Consider the following 17,899-nt stretch of genomic DNA (forward strand, 5'->3'; position numbering starts at 1 on the left):
AACCCTACATGAAAAAGACCAAAATCGTTTGTACGATTGGACCAAAAACCGAATCAGTAGAGATGCTGACTAAGCTGGCAGATGCAGGCATGAATGTAATGCGCCTGAATTTCTCGCACGGCGACTTCGCAGAGCACGGCACGCGCATCTCTAACCTGCGCCAGGTAATGGAAAACAGCGGCAAGCAACTTGCTATCCTGCTGGATACCAAGGGTCCTGAAATCCGCACCATCAAGCTGGAAGGCGGCAACGATGTTTCTCTGGTTGCAGGTCAAACTTTCACTTTCACTACTGATGCTTCAGTAGTAGGTAACGCAGAGCGCGTTGCAGTAACCTACCCTGGTTTCGCAAAAGATCTGGCTGCAGGTAACACTATCCTGGTTGATGATGGCCTTATCGAAATGGAAGTGCTGGAAACCACAGAAACTGACGTTATCTGTAAAGTTCTGAACAACGGTGATCTGGGTGAAAACAAAGGCGTTAACCTGCCAGGCGTTTCTGTCAACCTACCTGCGCTGTCTGAAAAGGACAAAGGTGACCTGGTATTCGGTTGTGAGCAAGGCGTTGACTTCATCGCGGCCTCTTTCATCCGTAAAGCGTCTGACGTTAAAGAAATTCGTGAGCTCCTGGCTGCAAACGGCGGCGAGAGCATCCAAATCATCTCTAAAATCGAAAATCAGGAAGGCGTTGATAACTTCGACGAGATCCTGGAGCTGTCTGACGGCATTATGGTTGCACGTGGCGACCTGGGTGTAGAAATCCCAGCTGAAGAAGTTATCTTCGCTCAGAAGATGATGATCGAGAAATGTAACCGCGCACGTAAAGTGGTTATCACTGCAACTCAAATGCTGGATTCAATGATCAAGAACCCACGTCCAACTCGCGCAGAAGCGGGCGACGTTGCAAATGCGATCATGGACGGTACTGACGCAGTGATGCTGTCTGGTGAAACTGCGAAGGGTAAATACCCAGTTGAAGCTGTGACCATCATGGCACAAATTGCTAAGCGTACTGATGCAGTACTGAAAGCTGAACTGGGCTCACGTCTGGACAGCTCTCGCCTGCGTATCACTGAAGCAGTATGTAAAGGCGCAGTAGACACCGCTGAGAAGCTGGGTGCTCCTCTGATCGTTGTTGCTACTGAAGCGGGTAAGTCTGCGCGTTCTATCCGCAAATACTTCCCAACTGCAAACATCATCGCTGTAACCATCAACGAGAAAACGGCTGCGCAACTTTGCCTGAGCAAAGGCGTGACTTCAGTGGTTGTTGACCAGTTCGAAAATACTGACGAATTCTACCGTCGTGGTAAAGAAATCGCTCTGGAGTCAGGTCTGGCTGCAAAAGGCGACATCGTTGTTATGGTTTCAGGCGCACTGGTTGCTTCTGGTACGACTAACACTGCATCTGTACACGTTCTGTAATCGAACCGTACCGAGCATGAAAAAGGAGCCAATTGGCTCCTTTTTTGTTTTTAGCGCTCGGGCTAAAATTCTGTTTCTTTGGGCTTTTACTTCTTAAATCTGGATGGAATCAGTTCATTGCGGTGAGTGTTCATCAGTACCGCCATCGGCACCAGATAAATCCAGCCGACCTTAATGGTCAGGACAGCCAGAGACAAGGTTGTCACTCTCACCAAATACTTATTGATGGTTTGCAACACAACGGCTTTCTCTTGGGTTTATTTTGTTTTTCTTGTACTCCGGGAGTATACATTTCGGGCAGAAAGTCACAAGCCGAGAGCATCTTCCAGCAGCCCATCAGACACAAAAAAACCGACGGCTCTTGTCGGTTTTTACTGGTATCGCTTGTCAGTTTTACTGACGCAGTGCGCGTTCACCACGTGCAATGCCTACAACACCACTGCGTGCCACTTCGATGATGTCAGTGACATCTTTCATCGCTGCGATGAAGGCTTCAATCTTGTCGCTTGAGCCTGCAATTTGCACAGTGTAAAGCGAGTTAGTCACGTCTACAATCTGGCCACGGAAAATGTCAGCAGTACGCTTCACTTCTGCACGGGCAAAGCCGCTCGCTTTCACTTTCACCATCGCTAGTTCGCGCTCAATATGCTCTGACTCGGTCACATTGCTCACTTTCAACACGTCAATCAGCTTGTGCAGTTGTTTCTCAATCTGCTCACGCTCTGACGCTTTAACTACGGTGGTCGTGATGTTCAGACGGGAAAGCGTTGGATCGTCTGTCGGGGAAACCGTCAGAGATTCAATGTTATAGCCACGCTGTGAAAACAGGCCGACTACACGAGACAATGCGCCCGGTTCGTTTTCCATCAAAATCGATACAATACTGCGCATTATGTTCTCTCCGTCTTGCTCAACCACATTTCATTCATTGCACCACCACGGACCTGCATAGGATAAACGTGCTCTGTTTCATCCACGCTGATGTCGAAGAAGACCAGTTTGTCTTTCATCGCCAGGCCACGTGCCAGTTCGCTTTCCAGTTGAGCCGGATCACTGATGCGGATACCTACGTGACCGTAAGCTTCTGCAATCGCAGCAAAATCAGGCACCGAATCCATATAAGAATGAGAGTGACGACCTTGATAAATCATGTCCTGCCACTGCTTCACCATACCGAGGAAGCGGTTGTTGAGGTTAATAATTTTGACGGGGATATCGTATTGCAACGCCGTCGACAGTTCCTGAATATTCATCTGGATACTGCCGTCACCGGTGACACACAGTACTTCTGCATCAGGGATCGCGAACTTCACGCCCATTGCAGCAGGCAGGCCGAAGCCCATGGTGCCGAGACCACCAGAATTAATCCAGCGACGGGGCTTATCAAACGGATAATAAAGCGCAGCAAACATTTGGTGCTGGCCAACATCCGATGCCACGTATGCGTCGCCATTGGTGAGCTTGTAAACCGCTTCAATCGCTTGTTGCGGCTTGATGCGCTCGTTGTTCGTTTCGTAAGCCAGACACTGACGCTCACGCCATACATTGACGTTGTTCCACCAAGCGTCGAGCGCTGTTTCATCATTCGTGCCCCCCTGTTCGGTCAGGATCTTCAACATGGTGTTCAGTACCACGTCCGCCGAGCCTACGATTGGGATATCAGCCGAAACAGTTTTTGAAATGCTCGAAGGATCGATGTCGATGTGCATGACCTTGGCATTTGGACAGTATTTTTCAAGATTATTGGTTGTACGGTCATCAAAGCGGACACCGATACCGAAGATCAGGTCAGCATTGTGCATCGCCATATTGGCTTCGTACGTGCCGTGCATGCCTAGCATACCCAGCGATTTATCACCCGTACCCGGATAAGCACCAAGGCCCATCAGCGTACTGATAACAGGAATATTCAGTGTGTCTGCCAGCGTTTTAATCTGCTCGCCACATTCAGAAATGATAGCGCCGCCACCCACATACAGAACCGGTTTTTTCGCTTCAAGCAGTGCTTTTAAACCACGCTTGATTTGTCCTTTGTGACCCGAGGTTGTCGGGTTGTAAGAACGCATGGACATGCTTTCCGGATACTCGTAAGGATATTTATTTGCTGGGTTCAGCATATCTTTTGGCAGATCAACAACCACAGGACCTGGACGGCCGGTTGACGCCAAATAGAAGGCTTTTTTGATGACTTTTGGAATGTCTTCAGTGTTTTTCACAAGAAAACTGTGTTTTACGATAGGACGGGAAACACCCACCATGTCACATTCCTGGAAGGCATCGTTACCAATCAGGTTGCTCATTACCTGACCGGACAAAACAACCATTGGGACTGAATCGTAATACGCAGTTGCGATACCGGTAATGGCATTGGTTGCACCTGGACCTGAGGTAACCAGTACCACGCCGACCTCGCCAGTTGCGCGGGCATAGCCATCGGCCATGTGAACAGCTGCTTGCTCGTGGCGAACGAGAACGTGCTCGATATCGCTTTTCTCATGCAGTGCATCATAGATATCCAAAACCGATCCGCCCGGATACCCAAATATATGTTTTACGCCTTGGTCGATCATCGAACGAACGACCATGTCGGCTCCTGACAACATTTCCACTATATGCCTCCATGTATGCATAGTTTAGGACTTATTTGTAGCCTAGAGATGGATGTCGGCGTGACTACCTGTTTGCCGCCAATCCATGCCAGCTATGCTTTTGACTCCGGTCGTAACAAGAATCAAAAAAGCTTCCACTCAAGGGCTATTTTGATGGCTGCTGCAAACAGCAACTCACCGCCTCTTGAGCACCACAACTTTAACGCTTTGTTAGCAAATATGTCTATCGCTTAACCCAGATTCCCAGTAATACTCTGATTGGATAAACTTTCGTCACTAAAGACTCTACTATAGATACCTGAATTAGCATTCACTGCTGAAAAGTTCCTTTTTGGCGATATTTAGTGTTCGCTCACCAAGAAAAATGAGGCATGAAAAAAGTATGTTTTTGGCTGTTACCGACAGAATTCAATTGAAGTAGCACATTAAAGACACTTTAACACCAGTTCCAAAGCAGGAATACGCAAAAGGATGCGATAAAAAAGCCCGACTCTTCGGCCGGGCTTTTCAGTGAAAACAAATCAGCGGTGCTTCTTGTACATGGCTTCGATTTGCTTCTTGTAGCGCTCGAGGATCACCTTACGGCGCAGCTTCAGGGTAGGCGTCAATTCACCTTGTGCCATGGAGAACTCTGAAGGTAACAGCGTAAACTTCTTCACTTGCTCAAACTTCGCCAGCTCTTTTTGTAGCTCTTCAACGCGTTTTTCGAACATTGCTACCACTTCACTGTGTTTAATCAACTCCATGCGATCGTGGTATTTGATGTTGAACTCTTTCGCCCAGGTTTCCAGCGATTCAAAACAAGGCACAATCAAGGCAGATACAAAATGACGTGCGTCTGCGACCACCGCGATTTGCTCGATGAAGTGGTCCTTGCCCAGCTTACCTTCAATCATCTGAGGCGCAATGTATTTACCGCCGGAGGTTTTCATCAACTCTTTGATGCGGTCAGTAATAAATAGGTTACCCAGCGCATCAATATGGCCAGCATCGCCGGTTTTCAGGAAGCCATCAGCTGTGAAGGTTTCTGCTGTTTCTTTTGGCTTATTGTAGTAGCCGCGCATGACCATAGGGCCACGCACCAAAATCTCGTTGTTGTTGCCAATTTTCACTTCAGCATTTGGCATTGCCATGCCAATGGAGTCCGGGTCAAAACTCGCACTGTCCCAGCAAGAAACCGTCGCCGTGGTTTCGGTCATGCCATAGCCCAGTTTCACGTTCACACCAATCGCGTGGAAGAAACGGCCAATAGCTGGCTCAAGCTTCGCGCCTCCGCACGGCATCATAGTAATATTGCCACCCAGAAGCTGGCGTAGTTTGCTCAATACCAACTTATCCGCAGTTCGGTGAGCGGTTTTCAGCCAAGGTGCTGGCTTCTTGCCTTTGCGGGTGATTTCCGCCATCAGGTTACCGATGTACACCGCTGCGCGGAACATACCTTTTTTCACCGGACTGGCAGTCGCCACTTTCTCGTGTACGGCGCTGTATATCTTCTCGTAAAATCGCGGAACCGCACACATTACGGTAGGTTTTACTTCCTGAAGCGCTTCACGGATGGCATTGGTGTTAGACAGGTAGCAGTTGGTCGCACCGTGGTGCAGGACATAAAAGCTCCAGCAACGCTCAAACACGTGAGACAGCGGCAGAAATGCCAGAGATACTTCGTTCTCACTGATCCCCAACACCTTATCGTGGCTTTCAATCTGGGCTGCTACATTGGCGTAATCAAGCATCACCCCTTTTGGCTCGCCTGTGGTCCCTGAGGTATAGATCAATGTCATCAGATCGCTCATTGAAGCGTCTGAAATACGCACCAGCATTTCCTGCTCTACGTTGTCATTGGCAGTTTGTAGGAAAGCTTCCCAGCTTTGGCCCATTTCATGGCTAGCAAAATCAACGTTGTCATCAAAGCTGACAATCTTTTCCAGCGCTGGGCAGCTAGACGCAATCGACATCGCCGCATCAGCCTGCGATTGATCGCCAACAAACAGAATACGTACACCTGCATCACGCAGGATATAGGCAGCCTGTTCAGCTGTATTGGTTGGATAAATTGGCACTGGCACACAGCGCACCTGTAGAGCAGCGACATCCGCTATGCTCCACTCCGCACAGTTGTTGGCAAAAATACCAATTTTGTCCTGAACAGCGAGGCCAGATACCAGCATCGCTTTAGAAGCTGTATCAATGCGCTCACCGAACTGACGCCAGCTCATTTCGCCCCAGCTATTTCCTTGCTGGAAACGCAGCGCGATCTTGTCGCCTTGAGCTTTTACCTGCTCACGGATTCGGTTAACGATATGAAGTTCCAGCGCCATTTAATTCTCTCTCAGCACGTGGTTGCGTCCCCTATGAATGCGTGGGGGGAACGACGATAAAAACTTAGCTAACACTTGTAAGCTAAAAATCCGAAGGCAGTGTAATAGCTCCCCCGTCAAATACAAGAAAAAGCACATGTAGAAAGCATAAAATATAGACAATGCATTTGAAGGCCACTGTCAATTTCAGAGTACACATGTTCTCTCAACTACCAGAAAAGTTGTAACAGGCTGTAATTCTGACAATAAATAGAGGGCGTAAAAAAACCGGCCAACGCCGGTTTTTGCACCAATGTCTGGGATAAGCTACGCGAGCGAATTACCGCAAATAGATAGCAATTGGTCACGCATCCATAGGTGACCTTTGTCTTTTTCTGCAGACGCATGCCAGCTCAGGTAGCCGCTAATACGGTTGGTATCGAGCGGCAGAGGCAGCATCTTGAGGTTATCGCGATTGTGGCCTGCTTCGATCATCCAGCGAGGTGCCACAGCCACCAACTGTGATTGGCTAACCACGTATAGGATGTTGCTCAAGCTAACGCCCTGGTACGCTTCGCGGTAACGGCCATCACGGTAAAGTGCTTCTGCGTAACCCTGCATTTCACCATTGCGTTTAAGTACTGCATGCGCTTCAGATGCCAGCTCTTTCGCGGTAATGCTTTCAGTAAGACGTGGGTGATTCTTACTCGCCACCACGACAAGCTCATCATTGAACATTTCTGTGCTGCTGAAGCCCGACTCGTTGAAATGAAGGTAATCAATCACAAAGTCCACTTCCTGATAACGCAGCTTACGCGCGATATCACGATCAAATTCCGTCTCTACCTGAACCTTCACGCTTGGTGCAACGGAAGAAATCGTGTTCAGGATTTGTGGAACAAAACGCATGTCTGATGGGCTGCAAATTGCCAGACGGAATGTACGGTTGCTGGTTTCAGGAATAAAGACTGAGGTCGGCAACTCATTCTTGATTAACTGGATCGCCTGGCGAATCGGGCCAAATAACTGACGGGCGCGTTGTGTAGGTTTAATGCCGCGGCCATTTCGAACAAACAGCTCATCGTTGAACATCACTTTAAGACGCGACACTGCATTACTCACCGCTGGTTGTGACATGCCTAGACTTTGTGCGGCGCGTGTAATGTTTTGTTCTTGCATCACTGCATCAAAAACAGTGATGAGATTGAGATCAACACTTCTTAACGTCGTATCCGTACGGTTTTCAATATTGTTAACCGACTCTTTCTGCGTCATAGCAAAACCCTAAAGGAAGGAGTAAATGTATAGCGTCCGCCACCCAAAACACCGAACGACCCTGAAAATGAGTATTTAAATTGAAAAGGGTCGAAAGACATCAGTCAGGCAACTTAGCTTGCTCATGCCCCAGCATAATGAGTGAAACTGAATACACGCTAACCAAGGCACCAACTTAGTAACATGATCGGATAAATACACCCCAGTAAATTGTTATAAAATCATGTGTGACGGAAATGGTAAAAACCTAAAAATAAAATAAAAAAGAGACTGATAAACAGCCTCTTAGTTCTAAAAAATACAACCAAAAACCTTGTTAGTTACACATTCACCTCATCAATGCTGACGCAAACTTTTATTTGTCTGTGACGGCAGCCTCATGCTGAACATGGCTCTCTTCCGGGTCTTTTGAGGCCAGAAATCTGACAAAAGATCGGTAACATGCTCTGGAAATGATACCTGCGACCAAAGGGATTCTCGAAGCAAAGGCAGGGTGCTCAAATCTCCTTCCCCCAACCATGCTGCCAGTTCTGAAGCAACGTTTGGGTATTTGACGCGACTGCTTTCTGTCTGCTTCAACCATTCACGAATCGTATCCAAATCCAGTGATTCCATTGAAGTTGCCAACCCCAGTGTATCGAGTGTCGAAACATTACTTTGCTGCTCAAACTGACCACTTAGCGGTTTAAGTAGCAACTTCTTGCCCAGCGATAATGCCTCTGAAGGCAGTTCAAACCCACCATTGGCAATGACACCGTCACAGCTTGCCAATACCTTGTGGAAAGCAGCCTTACTCAATGGACGGACATCCACATTCTCCTCCACTCTCGCTTCCTGACAGGATGGATGGAAGCAGATAAAGCGTTGCGTAAAATGTTGTAGCACTCCAATAACCTCTTCCAGTTTTTCAAACGGAAGATACGTCAAAATGGTACCACTTTTAGAGGTTTCTACCGTTTGAAGATCAATAATGGGTGGTAGGATGGGTTGGTTAAAATGGTACCAGTGTAAACCGATTTTAGTTTCCGTCGGCGCAAAATGGCGCATGATGACCTTATCCAGCAGAGATTGACTATGCTTTGGCACGTCATAAGCAAAAGCAGATTGGTGGCTGACAGACACCGTTGGCACGCCATGTCGCCTCGCAGCATGTGCTGTTAATGGCTCAAAGTCAGAAACCACCAGATCATAGCCCGACACATCCAGCTCGCGCACTTCGCGGACAAACGACACCAAGCTGTTGTTCAACGCGGTTTTCAGCATGCTGACTTTCCCCGCCTCACTGACAAAGGTGAGCCCACGGCGAACTTCATAATCCCCAAACACCCCCATATCAAAATATTCCGACGCGGGTCGCCCGGAGAAGAGGAATTTCACCTCTACATGTGGCAGCCTGGCAAAGGCTTCTGCCATCGCACGCGCACGTGAAATATGACCATTTCCCGTGCCTTGCACGCCATAAAGTATATTCATGCTGGTTCTCTATGTTGTTACCTGGCAATCAGACCATCAAAACCAATGATGCGCAGGCCAGTCCAAGCAGGGCTCCGACGAAGACGTCAGTGATGAAGTGAACGCCAAGTAACACTCGGGAAGCGCCAATAGCAGCAGCCCAGCCCCAGTAAACATGACTAAACTCGGGATAGAAGTGACTTAGCAATGCCGCCATCACAAATGCAGCTGCCGTATGTCCGGAAGGCATGCTATAGAGATCTGACGGTGTAATAAATGAAGGAAGATGTTGTGGTCTTGCTCGGCGGAAACGTCTTTTCAGCCACATAAAAAGAGGCACTTCAATAGCGAATGCCATCAGGCCCACTACCAGGAAATGTAGCCCTTGCATACCTCCGAAAAGCGCTAGCAATACACCAATGGCGGCGTAAAGGTGTCCGTCTCCACTTTTGGAGACCCAACGGAAAATCCTCGCGATATGCGCACTGAAACGGTGATTAAGGCAAAGGGTGGACACGGCATTATCCACCCTTTGGATAGCGACGAGACTCCGCATTCATCTGCTCCAATTCTTCACGTTACCGATTCAGATTAGGGGCGAGGAATGACAGTCCCATGACGCTTTGCAGACGACTTGATGAACTTTTAAGCGAAATCTCCGTGCAGAGACTCATGTTTTTTCACTTTGCCGAAGTCCGCCAATATGGCATAGGCCGCCGGTATCATAAACAGTACCAGCAATGTCGAAGTGAAAATCCCAAACACGATCGAGATAACGAGAGGTTTCACCACCTGAGCCTGTAAACTGGTTTCCAATAGCAGCGGCAACAAACCCGCTGCCGTGGTCAATGATGTCAGGAAAACAGCACGAAACCGTTCCTGACTGGCTCGCACAACAGCATCATAAATATCTTCACCTTCATCCAAGTGGTGACGGATATATTGCACCAGCAAGATGGAGTCATTCACCACCACGCCGGCCAGCGACACAAAACCCATCATGCTTGGCATGCTGAGCGGATGCCCTAGTAACCAATGCCCCCAGAGCACACCAATCAAAGCGAGCGGGATAGCGATTAACACCACAAAAGGCTCTAGATAGCTACGGAACTGATAACTCAGTATCACGAATATCCCGAACAATCCCAGCGCAAAGCCAATGCTCATAGATTGACTGGTCTCAGCCGTGTCCTGACTTTGGCCTTCAAACAATACACGTAGCCCCCGATATTGCGTTTCCAAATCAGGCACCACATCGCGTTTCAGTTGCGCCAGAACATCACCGATACTCACCTGACTCTGTACCACATCACCGTAAACACTTAGGGTCCGTAAGCCATCAATACGCTGGATACGAACAAAATTACGCTGGTAATTGAGCTCAGCGACGGTGGAAAGCGGCACCTGACTGCCATCTGGCAGGACAATCGGAAAGTTGGCGAAGCTTTGCAGGCTGGCAGCATCGTCGCCATCAAGTCGCACATCAATCTCGATACTTTCCGGACCAACCTGAATTTCATCTGCTGTCTGACCAAAATAAGCAGCACGAAGCTGCCTTGCAATCAATTGGCCGTTTACGCCAAAGGCTTCCGCACCGGGACGTAGCGTAACTTTCACTTCTTCCTTACCGGGACGCATATCATCCAACACACCGGATACCCCCTGAAACTGGCCAATAAACTGTTGAATCGCAATAGAGGCACTCTTCAGTTCATCCAGATCATCGTGCTGCAGGCGGATATCAAAGTCGCGCCCTCCCGGTCCCATCGCGGGTTGCTTGAATACCATTGAGATAGGGTCGGTTAAAACACCGGTTTCCTTTTCCCATTCAGCAAGAAATTCATCAATAAGGCTGTTCCGTGTTTCTGCGCTGAGCAAATCCAGTCTGACGGTCGCAATATGTTGGCCGCTCTCATCAGCATCGGCGTTAAAGTTGAACTGCTCGGTGATATGCTCAATCAGCGGCTGTCCGCCTTCTTTTTCTTCGCTCCAACGCTTACTGACCCGATTGGCTGATGCGACCAAGACTTCGACCACTTTCTCTGTTTGCGCCAATGACGACCCCGGCGGGAGGATGACCCTCGCTTCAGCTATATCACCATCCAATTCAGGAAAACCGACGAAACGTAACTGACCCGATGCCAGCAAAGATATCGAGATCAACAGCATCGCAATTACACCACCCACAAAGGGATAACGCCACTTGACCGCACTCTGCACCAACTCAGCCAGTTTGCCGGCACGGAAAGCTTCAAACTTCTCGAGAAAGATGCGTTTGAAAGCCAAATCTGGCTTTGGCGCTTTGGCTTTCGCCAGTGAATGCTGTAAATGATGCGGCAGAATAAGGAAGGCTTCGATAAGGCTAAGTGTGAGCACGAGGATCAACACCATAGGCACTACCCGGAGTACCGCTCCCATCTCTCCTTGCAAAAAGATCAGACTCCCGAAAATACACACAGTAGTGAGATAAGAAGACACTACGCCTGGAAGTACCTTCTTGACCCCGTTGACTACTGCTTCTTCGAGTTTCTGTCCCCGATCGATGTGTGATGCGATGGATTCGGATATCACAATGGCGTCATCCATCATGATACCGATAGCCATTAGGAGCGCGACCAGCGACATGATGTTGATGGAAAGCCCAAGTTGCGCCATCAAAAAGAAGCTGCCGAGGAAAGCAACTGGCAAGCCTGCCGCTACCCAGAATGAATAGCGCAACGAAAAGAACATCCACATCACACCAAATACCAGAATCACCCCTTGCCAGGCATTGCGGGTCATCATGGTCAGGCGATCCCAAAGGAGCGACGAGAAATCATTGGTAAGGTTGAGCGTCACGCCATTTGGGGTACGGGTCCGTTCGTCATCAACAAACTGCGCGACTTTTTCTTTAATGCGAAGGGCATCATCAGCTTTGTTTTTGCTGATTTTAAGCAGCGCAGAAGGTTTGCCATCAAACCATACCTGTTGTTCATCCAGCTCAAAGCGCTCGGTCAGGGTGGCGATATCCTGCAGACGAATCACGCCGCCGTCGCTGTCTGCGGCAACCACTATTTGCCCCAATGTGTCAGCGGCAATCCGTCTTTCGTCAAAGCGTATCAGCAGGCTCTTGTTATCAAGCTCAACATTACCGCTAGGGAGGTTAATGTTCTGCGCACTGACCTGAGCGGCAATATCAGAAACACTTAACCCCAGCTGGCGAAGTGCACTCTCTCGCACTTCGATGCGGATTTGCTTGCCCGAAAAGCCCGCCACACTGACCAAGGGGACATCGTAATCACGTTTAAGTGTCTGTTTGAGATCCTCTGCGTAGGCTTTGAGCCCCACCCAATCGGTATCAGCAGCAATCGCTACATCTACCACGGGTTCATTCCAATCCAACTCACGCACAACAGGGGGTTCAATATCGCTCGGGAAGTTGTTGATGGCGTTGATTTGGGTTTGGATGTCCACCAGCATGCGGGAGATATCAGCTTGGGCATCGAGCTTCACCACTAACCCTGCCGAACCTTCCACCGCTTCACAGCGGGTTTCAACAATATTGGAAAGACCATCAACCGCGTCTTCCATCAACAGACAGATGTTTTGCTCTACCTGCTCAGGGCTGGCACCGGGATACACTACCGTGGCGAGAATAAAAGGCGGCGCAAATTCCGGAAAGGTTTCACGCTTGAGTTGTGGCAGTGAAGTTAATCCAAGAAGGATCAACGTTAGCATCAGTAAGTTACCGGCTGTCGGATGACGGGCGAAAAAACGGATCATGATGCCTCCCCGTTCACCACATTGCTTTCTACCACATCACCGTTTGGGGTCACCGCGCGAAGCTCCATGCCTGGCACGGCGGGTAGAAGATCATTCAGTACCAGTTGCTGACCCGCTTTCAGATCCCCGGCGATCGCGACGCTCTCTCCACGCCTGAACAAAATGGTTACCGGCATCACTTTCAACGCACCGTCTTCCATCAGATAGATCTTGTCACCGCGAAGGGCACGCTCTGGGATCACCCAATGGGAAACGGGTTTTCCTTCAATCGTCGCTTTAACAAACATGCCATTAACCAGACTTGGCTGGGCGGCAATTCCCTGTTTTTGCTCTTCGTTCAATGCAATTTCGAGAATAACGCCGACCGTCGCCTGATTCAGGCTGACGGTATCACTGAGACGCGCCACCTTGGCAGGCCATTCCTCTTTAAAGCTGCCGCTGGAAAGGTTCACACTCGCGTTGAGCTGATGCAGTTTCTCGGCAAAACCCTCGCTTTGCTCGCCGTTTAAGGTGTCAAAAACCGTCTGCATGTCATGAATGGAGACCTGCGCATCTACCTCTACCGCACCAAGCCCATGGGCGATCACCATCACCTGTTGTGGCGTAACAACCTGATCACGTTCGATGTTTACTTCCGCAATGCGGCTGTCGACGGGCAAAACGATTTGGGTTTTATCGAGATTTCTCTGGGCTTGTTCCAGCGCCAGATTGCTCGCTTCAAGTTCTGATTCAGTGATGCGTTTTTCGTCCGGTAGGACTTTGAGCTGAGCTTCAAGATCCTGAACACGGGTTTGCTGGGAAAGGAAAGCTTGCTGTTCATTGTCTAAGTCTGACTGAGAGGTTAACCCTTTCTGGCGCAAGTTCTTTTGTCGCGTCAGTTCATCACGGCTAAGGGCCAGTCTGCGTTGTTCAATTGCCAACGTGGTTTTCAGATTCTTTTCGTCGAGCGACAGCTTTGCCAACCGCGCTTCCCGAACACTCACATCCGCCTGAGCCTGTGCAACCGCCAGTTGATAGTCAGTCGGGTCGATGCGTAATAGCTCAGTACCCGCGGGCAACACCCTACCCTTTTCCAAAGCAGGATTGCGGTAAATCACTTTGCCGTTCACTTCCGCAATTGCCTGCCAGGTAAGCTTCGGTGTCACCCGGCCAAAACCTGTGACCACAGGGGCGATATCAGATTGCTGCAAGGTGATAACATCCACAGCCCGCGCTTTAGACTGCGCGGGTTTCACGGGCACATCAGGTCTGCTGTTAATCGCGAAGAAAAGTACAGCGATTCCTACTGCCAGCGCTGGGAAGAAAAGCAGTTTACGGCGAAGTGTCATAGTGTGTTGTCTCCCTGAACCTTGAAAATTCCCTGTTGCAGCAGTGCGGCGTTGTGTTTGGCGAGTTTATCCAGAAAAGCACTGTCCATGGTGATCCCTTGAATGTCAGCGAGCGCTGTGGGAATGATAAATGGAAACACCATCAAGCTTGAGAAGCTCATTCGTGCCAGTTCCGGATCGATGTCTTTTCTCAAAGCGCCTTTTTCCTGTAGACGCTGAAAGAGTAATTGATGAAGGGGCAAGAGAATGTCCTGAAACAGCTTTTCGACCACCTGTCGTTGCTGATCGTCTTCATCCAGCATCATGCTACGGAAGATCAGCGTGGGTAGATTAGGCCCTGTAGACATCTCGCGGTAAAACGTTGTGACGACATCATTGAGGCTTTCAATTTTCCCTTCTTCAACCGCCTGACGCATTCGGGTGATCATCGGCGCCGCTGTCTCTCTGACCATGGCCTCAAACAAGCCTGCTTTATTGCCAAAGTAATAGCGGATCATCGCCACGTCGACACCGGCATTTTCTGTAATACGGCGTGTCGATACCTTGTGGTAGGGTTGTTTGTGGAAAAAGCGTTGGGCTTCGCTGATCAGCGCAGCTCTTGCATCAGAGCCTCCCAATGGTCGACCCGGCTTTTTGGTCATGGCATCATCCGTAATTCATCAGCGTTGAATTTATACTACTCCCTGTTTGGTCTCTTTTCGCACAATTTAATTCCCTAGATCATAGGATTGTGATGAATTTCCGTTCAAAAAATAACCACAGATGAATACTCTGGTTTTTTACTAAAAAAGCAGTTTTTTAAACCACAGTTAACATTATGAGTGACGCTTTCTTGTTATTTTCTAATTTGATATTGACGCTTTAGTAAGCTGTTTGGTATTCATTTGTGCAGACATCTTTAGAGAACTGTTACAAATGATGAAACGCATTTTCCTTCTAGACCTTCTACTTCTCGTGAATTGTTCGCGCGGGTAGGTCATGGATTGAAAACAGTTTTCACCTGACACACGAAACCCGCGCCAAGGCGCGGGTTTTTTGTATGACCTGCCAAAGGTGCGGAGTACAACCTAATAACGGCACATGAGGGAACGACCATGAAAGACCAAGTCATCATATTTGACACCACTTTACGCGACGGCGAACAAGCGCTGTCCGCCAGTTTGACTGTAAAAGAGAAGTTGCAGATTGCACTGGCGTTGGAGCGTCTGGGTGTGGATGTGATTGAAGCTGGCTTCCCTGTTTCAAGCCCGGGTGATTTTGAATCCGTCCAGACCATCGCTAAATCGGTCAAGAATAGCCGTATTTGTGCTTTGTCCCGTGCCGTCGATAAAGATATCGACGTCGCCGCTGAATCCCTCAAAGTTGCTGAAGCGTTTCGTATCCACACTTTCCTTTCCACTTCTACTATTCATGTTCAGGACAAACTGCGCCGTAGCTACGACCAGGTTGTTGAAATGGGTGTGAATGCCGTCAAACGCGCTCGTCGTTACACGGATGACGTGGAATTCTCCTGTGAAGATGCAGGCCGTACGCCGATTGATAACCTGTGCCGCATGGTGGAAGAAGCCATCAAAGCAGGCGCAACCACGGTGAACATTCCTGATACTGTGGGTTACACCGTACCGGGTGAGTTCGGTGGCATCATCGAAACTCTGTTCAACCGCGTACCAAACATCGACAAAGCAGTGATTTCGGTTCACTGCCACGATGACTTGGGCATGTCGGTAGCTAACTCGATTGCTGCAGTTCAAGCAGGTGCGCGCCAGATTGAAGGCACCATCAACGGTATCGGTGAGCGTGCCGGTAACTGTGCGCTGGAAGAGATTGCGATGATCATCAAAACCCGCGGCGAGTTGTTAGGCGTGGAAACAGGTATCAATCACAAAGAAATCAGCCGCACCAGTAAGATGGTCAGCCAGCTGTGTAATATGCCTATTCAGTCCAACAAAGCGATTGTCGGCACCAACGCATTCAGCCATAGCTCTGGTATTCACCAAGATGGCATGCTGAAGAACAAGAACACTTACGAAATCATGACGCCAGAGTCGATTGGTCTGGGTCAAAAAGCGCTGAACCTGACCAGCCGTTCAGGCCGTGCGGCGGTGAAGAGCCACATGGATACCATGGGCTACAGTGACGACGACTATAATCTGGACAACTTGTACGAATCTTTCTTGAAACTGGCAGACCGCAAGGGCCAGGTTTTCGATTATGATCTGGAAGCTTTGATGTTCTTCAACAATCTGCAAGAAGAAGATGACTTCTACAAGCTGAAGTATCTGAGCGTACAAAGCGGCAGCGTGATGGCAACCACAACCGTCAGCCTGCAGTGTGGCGATGAAGAAGTCAGCGACGCTGCGATTGGTAACGGCCCAGTTGATGCCTTGTATCAGGTCATTTACCGCATTACCGGCTATGACATTGTGCTGGACAAGTTTGACCTGACCGCCAAAGGCGAAGGGGAAGACGGCTTGGGTCAGGCAGATATCATCGCTAACTACAAAGGTCGCAAGTACCACGGTACGGGCGTCTCAACAGACATTATTGAAGCCTCAGGTCAGGCATTGCTGCATGTGATTAACAGCATTTACCGCGCTGACCGCATCGCGCAAATAAAAGAACAAGCAACATTAAAAATGGAGACAGTGTAACCATGGCAGGCACCTATAAGATTGCCGTTCTACCGGGAGACGGTATTGGCCCGGAAGTGATGCAACAAGCCCACAAAGTTCTTGATGCCGTAAGCGCTAAATTTGGCATTAGCTTTGAGAAAACAGAATACGATGTCGGTGGTATCGCCATCGACAACCACGGCACACCGCTGCCAGACGCAACCCTGAAAGGGTGTGAAGCGGCTGATGCGGTGCTGTTTGGTTCAGTAGGTGGTCCTAAGTGGGAACACTTGCCACCTAATGAACAGCCAGAGCGTGGCGCGCTGTTGCCACTGCGTAAGCATTTCCAACTGTTTTGTAACCTTCGTCCCGCGCAGATTCATGCCGGCCTTGAAGCTTTCTCACCACTTCGTGCGGATATCTCTGCGCGCGGTTTTGACATCGTAGTGGTACGTGAACTGACCGGTGGTATTTACTTTGGTCAGCCTAAAGGCCGTGAAGGCTCTGGCGCAGAAGAGAAAGCGTTCGACACGGAAGTTTACTACCGCTATGAAATCGAGCGTATTGCGCGCATTGCGTTTGAGTCTGCGCGTCTTCGCCGCAAAAAGGTGATGTCAGTAGATAAAGCGAACGTATTGCAAAGCTCTATCCTTTGGCGCGAAGTGGTCGAAGAAATCGCGAAAGACTACCCAGATGTTGAGCTGTCACACATCTACATCGACAACGCGACCATGCAGTTGATTAAAGACCCTGCACAGTTTGACGTGATGCTGTGTTCTAACATCTTCGGTGACATCATCTCCGATGAGTGTGCGATGATCACCGGCTCCATGGGTATGCTGCCATCCGCAAGTCTGAACGACAGCAAGTTTGGCCTTTACGAGCCAGCAGGTGGTTCTGCACCGGATATCGCAGGTAAGAACATTGCCAACCCAGTGGCGCAAATCCTGTCTGCCGCTCTGATGCTGCGCTATAGCCTTGGCGAAGAAGACGCTGCACGCGCTATCGAAGCTGCGGTCAGCCAAGCACTGGAAGCCGGCGAGCTAACGGCTGACCTGGCTGGCGATGCGACCCCGCTGACCACATCCGAAATGGGTGATAAGATTGCAGCGTATGTAAGCGAAGCCTAAGCGCACTGGAAGC

Annotated in this window: 13 protein-coding genes; 3 read left to right on the plus strand and 10 right to left on the minus strand. The window is 49.4% G+C overall.

The annotated features are described in order from the left end of the window. Window positions 1–8 precede the first annotated feature (8 nt). Window positions 9–1,421, plus strand: coding sequence for a pyruvate kinase PykF (gene pykF, locus VP504_RS09095; protein ID WP_325890907.1), 1,413 nt, complete (start codon window positions 9–11; stop codon window positions 1,419–1,421). An 86-nt stretch (window positions 1,422–1,507) separates the two neighbouring features. Here the strand turns inward: pykF and VP504_RS09100 are convergent, their stop codons facing one another. From VP504_RS09100 to VP504_RS09145, 10 genes are all read right to left on the minus strand, one after another. Then, window positions 1,508–1,660 carry a hypothetical protein gene (locus VP504_RS09100; protein ID WP_325890908.1) on the minus strand — a complete coding sequence of 51 codons (153 nt, stop codon included), beginning with the start codon at window positions 1,658–1,660 and terminating at the stop codon, window positions 1,508–1,510. Window positions 1,661–1,814: 154 nt separating this feature from the next. Next, window positions 1,815–2,312 (minus strand): acetolactate synthase small subunit, encoded by a 498-nt coding sequence (ilvN, locus tag VP504_RS09105; RefSeq protein ID WP_002537707.1) that lies wholly within the window; start codon window positions 2,310–2,312, stop codon window positions 1,815–1,817. Beyond that, window positions 2,312–4,030: an acetolactate synthase 3 large subunit gene (locus VP504_RS09110; protein ID WP_325890909.1), complete on the minus strand. Its 1,719-nt coding sequence runs from the start codon at window positions 4,028–4,030 to the stop codon at window positions 2,312–2,314. Before VP504_RS09110 ends, ilvN begins: the two co-directional genes overlap by 1 nt. Before the next feature lie 521 nt (window positions 4,031–4,551). Then, window positions 4,552–6,348, minus strand: coding sequence for an AMP-dependent synthetase/ligase (locus VP504_RS09115; protein WP_325890910.1), 1,797 nt, complete (start codon window positions 6,346–6,348; stop codon window positions 4,552–4,554). A 306-nt stretch (window positions 6,349–6,654) separates the two neighbouring features. After that, entirely contained in the window at window positions 6,655–7,602 is a 948-nt protein-coding gene (gene leuO, locus VP504_RS09120) for a transcriptional regulator LeuO (RefSeq protein WP_325890911.1), read from the minus strand. Window positions 7,603–7,938: 336 nt separating this feature from the next. Then, window positions 7,939–9,075: an MJ1255/VC2487 family glycosyltransferase gene (locus tag VP504_RS09125; protein ID WP_325890912.1), complete on the minus strand. Its 1,137-nt coding sequence runs from the start codon at window positions 9,073–9,075 to the stop codon at window positions 7,939–7,941. Between the two features lie 28 nt (window positions 9,076–9,103). Then, window positions 9,104–9,610: a phosphatase PAP2 family protein gene (locus VP504_RS09130; protein WP_325890913.1), complete on the minus strand. Its 507-nt coding sequence runs from the start codon at window positions 9,608–9,610 to the stop codon at window positions 9,104–9,106. Between the two features lie 89 nt (window positions 9,611–9,699). Continuing rightward, window positions 9,700–12,816 carry an efflux RND transporter permease subunit gene (locus VP504_RS09135; RefSeq protein ID WP_325890914.1) on the minus strand — a complete coding sequence of 1,039 codons (3,117 nt, stop codon included), beginning with the start codon at window positions 12,814–12,816 and terminating at the stop codon, window positions 9,700–9,702. After that, window positions 12,813–14,144 (minus strand): efflux RND transporter periplasmic adaptor subunit, encoded by a 1,332-nt coding sequence (locus VP504_RS09140; protein ID WP_325890915.1) that lies wholly within the window; start codon window positions 14,142–14,144, stop codon window positions 12,813–12,815. The genes VP504_RS09135 and VP504_RS09140 overlap by 4 nt, the downstream gene beginning before the upstream one ends. Continuing rightward, window positions 14,141–14,785, minus strand: coding sequence for a TetR/AcrR family transcriptional regulator (locus VP504_RS09145; RefSeq protein ID WP_325890916.1), 645 nt, complete (start codon window positions 14,783–14,785; stop codon window positions 14,141–14,143). Before VP504_RS09145 ends, VP504_RS09140 begins: the two co-directional genes overlap by 4 nt. Window positions 14,786–15,238: 453 nt before the next feature. On the opposite strand from VP504_RS09145, the gene leuA reads away from it, so the two are divergent. Beyond that, a complete protein-coding gene (leuA, locus tag VP504_RS09150) occupies window positions 15,239–16,795 on the plus strand; it encodes a 2-isopropylmalate synthase (protein WP_002537717.1) in 1,557 nt (518 codons plus the stop codon). A 2-nt stretch (window positions 16,796–16,797) separates the two neighbouring features. Next, a complete protein-coding gene (gene leuB, locus VP504_RS09155; protein WP_325890917.1) occupies window positions 16,798–17,886 on the plus strand; it encodes a 3-isopropylmalate dehydrogenase in 1,089 nt (362 codons plus the stop codon). The last annotated feature ends 13 nt before the right edge of the window (window positions 17,887–17,899 follow it).

This window comes from Grimontia sp. NTOU-MAR1 (genome assembly GCF_035758505.1).
Lineage (GTDB): Bacteria > Pseudomonadota > Gammaproteobacteria > Enterobacterales > Vibrionaceae > Enterovibrio > Enterovibrio marinus.

What these genes read in the sequence shown, in the direction of transcription:
- leuA (WP_002537717.1), top strand. Translation starts at nt 15,239, where the DNA reads ATGAAAGACCAAGTCATCATATTTGACACCACTTTACGCGACGGCGAA.
- VP504_RS09145 (WP_325890916.1), bottom strand. Translation starts at nt 14,785, where the DNA reads ATGACCAAAAAGCCGGGTCGACCATTGGGAGGCTCTGATGCAAGAGCT.
- leuO (WP_325890911.1), bottom strand. Translation starts at nt 7,602, where the DNA reads ATGACGCAGAAAGAGTCGGTTAACAATATTGAAAACCGTACGGATACG.
- ilvN (WP_002537707.1), bottom strand. Translation starts at nt 2,312, where the DNA reads ATGCGCAGTATTGTATCGATTTTGATGGAAAACGAACCGGGCGCATTG.
- VP504_RS09125 (WP_325890912.1), bottom strand. Translation starts at nt 9,075, where the DNA reads ATGAATATACTTTATGGCGTGCAAGGCACGGGAAATGGTCATATTTCA.
- VP504_RS09135 (WP_325890914.1), bottom strand. Translation starts at nt 12,816, where the DNA reads ATGATCCGTTTTTTCGCCCGTCATCCGACAGCCGGTAACTTACTGATG.
- VP504_RS09140 (WP_325890915.1), bottom strand. Translation starts at nt 14,144, where the DNA reads ATGACACTTCGCCGTAAACTGCTTTTCTTCCCAGCGCTGGCAGTAGGA.
- VP504_RS09130 (WP_325890913.1), bottom strand. Translation starts at nt 9,610, where the DNA reads ATGCGGAGTCTCGTCGCTATCCAAAGGGTGGATAATGCCGTGTCCACC.
- leuB (WP_325890917.1), top strand. Translation starts at nt 16,798, where the DNA reads ATGGCAGGCACCTATAAGATTGCCGTTCTACCGGGAGACGGTATTGGC.
- VP504_RS09115 (WP_325890910.1), bottom strand. Translation starts at nt 6,348, where the DNA reads ATGGCGCTGGAACTTCATATCGTTAACCGAATCCGTGAGCAGGTAAAA.
- pykF (WP_325890907.1), top strand. Translation starts at nt 9, where the DNA reads ATGAAAAAGACCAAAATCGTTTGTACGATTGGACCAAAAACCGAATCA.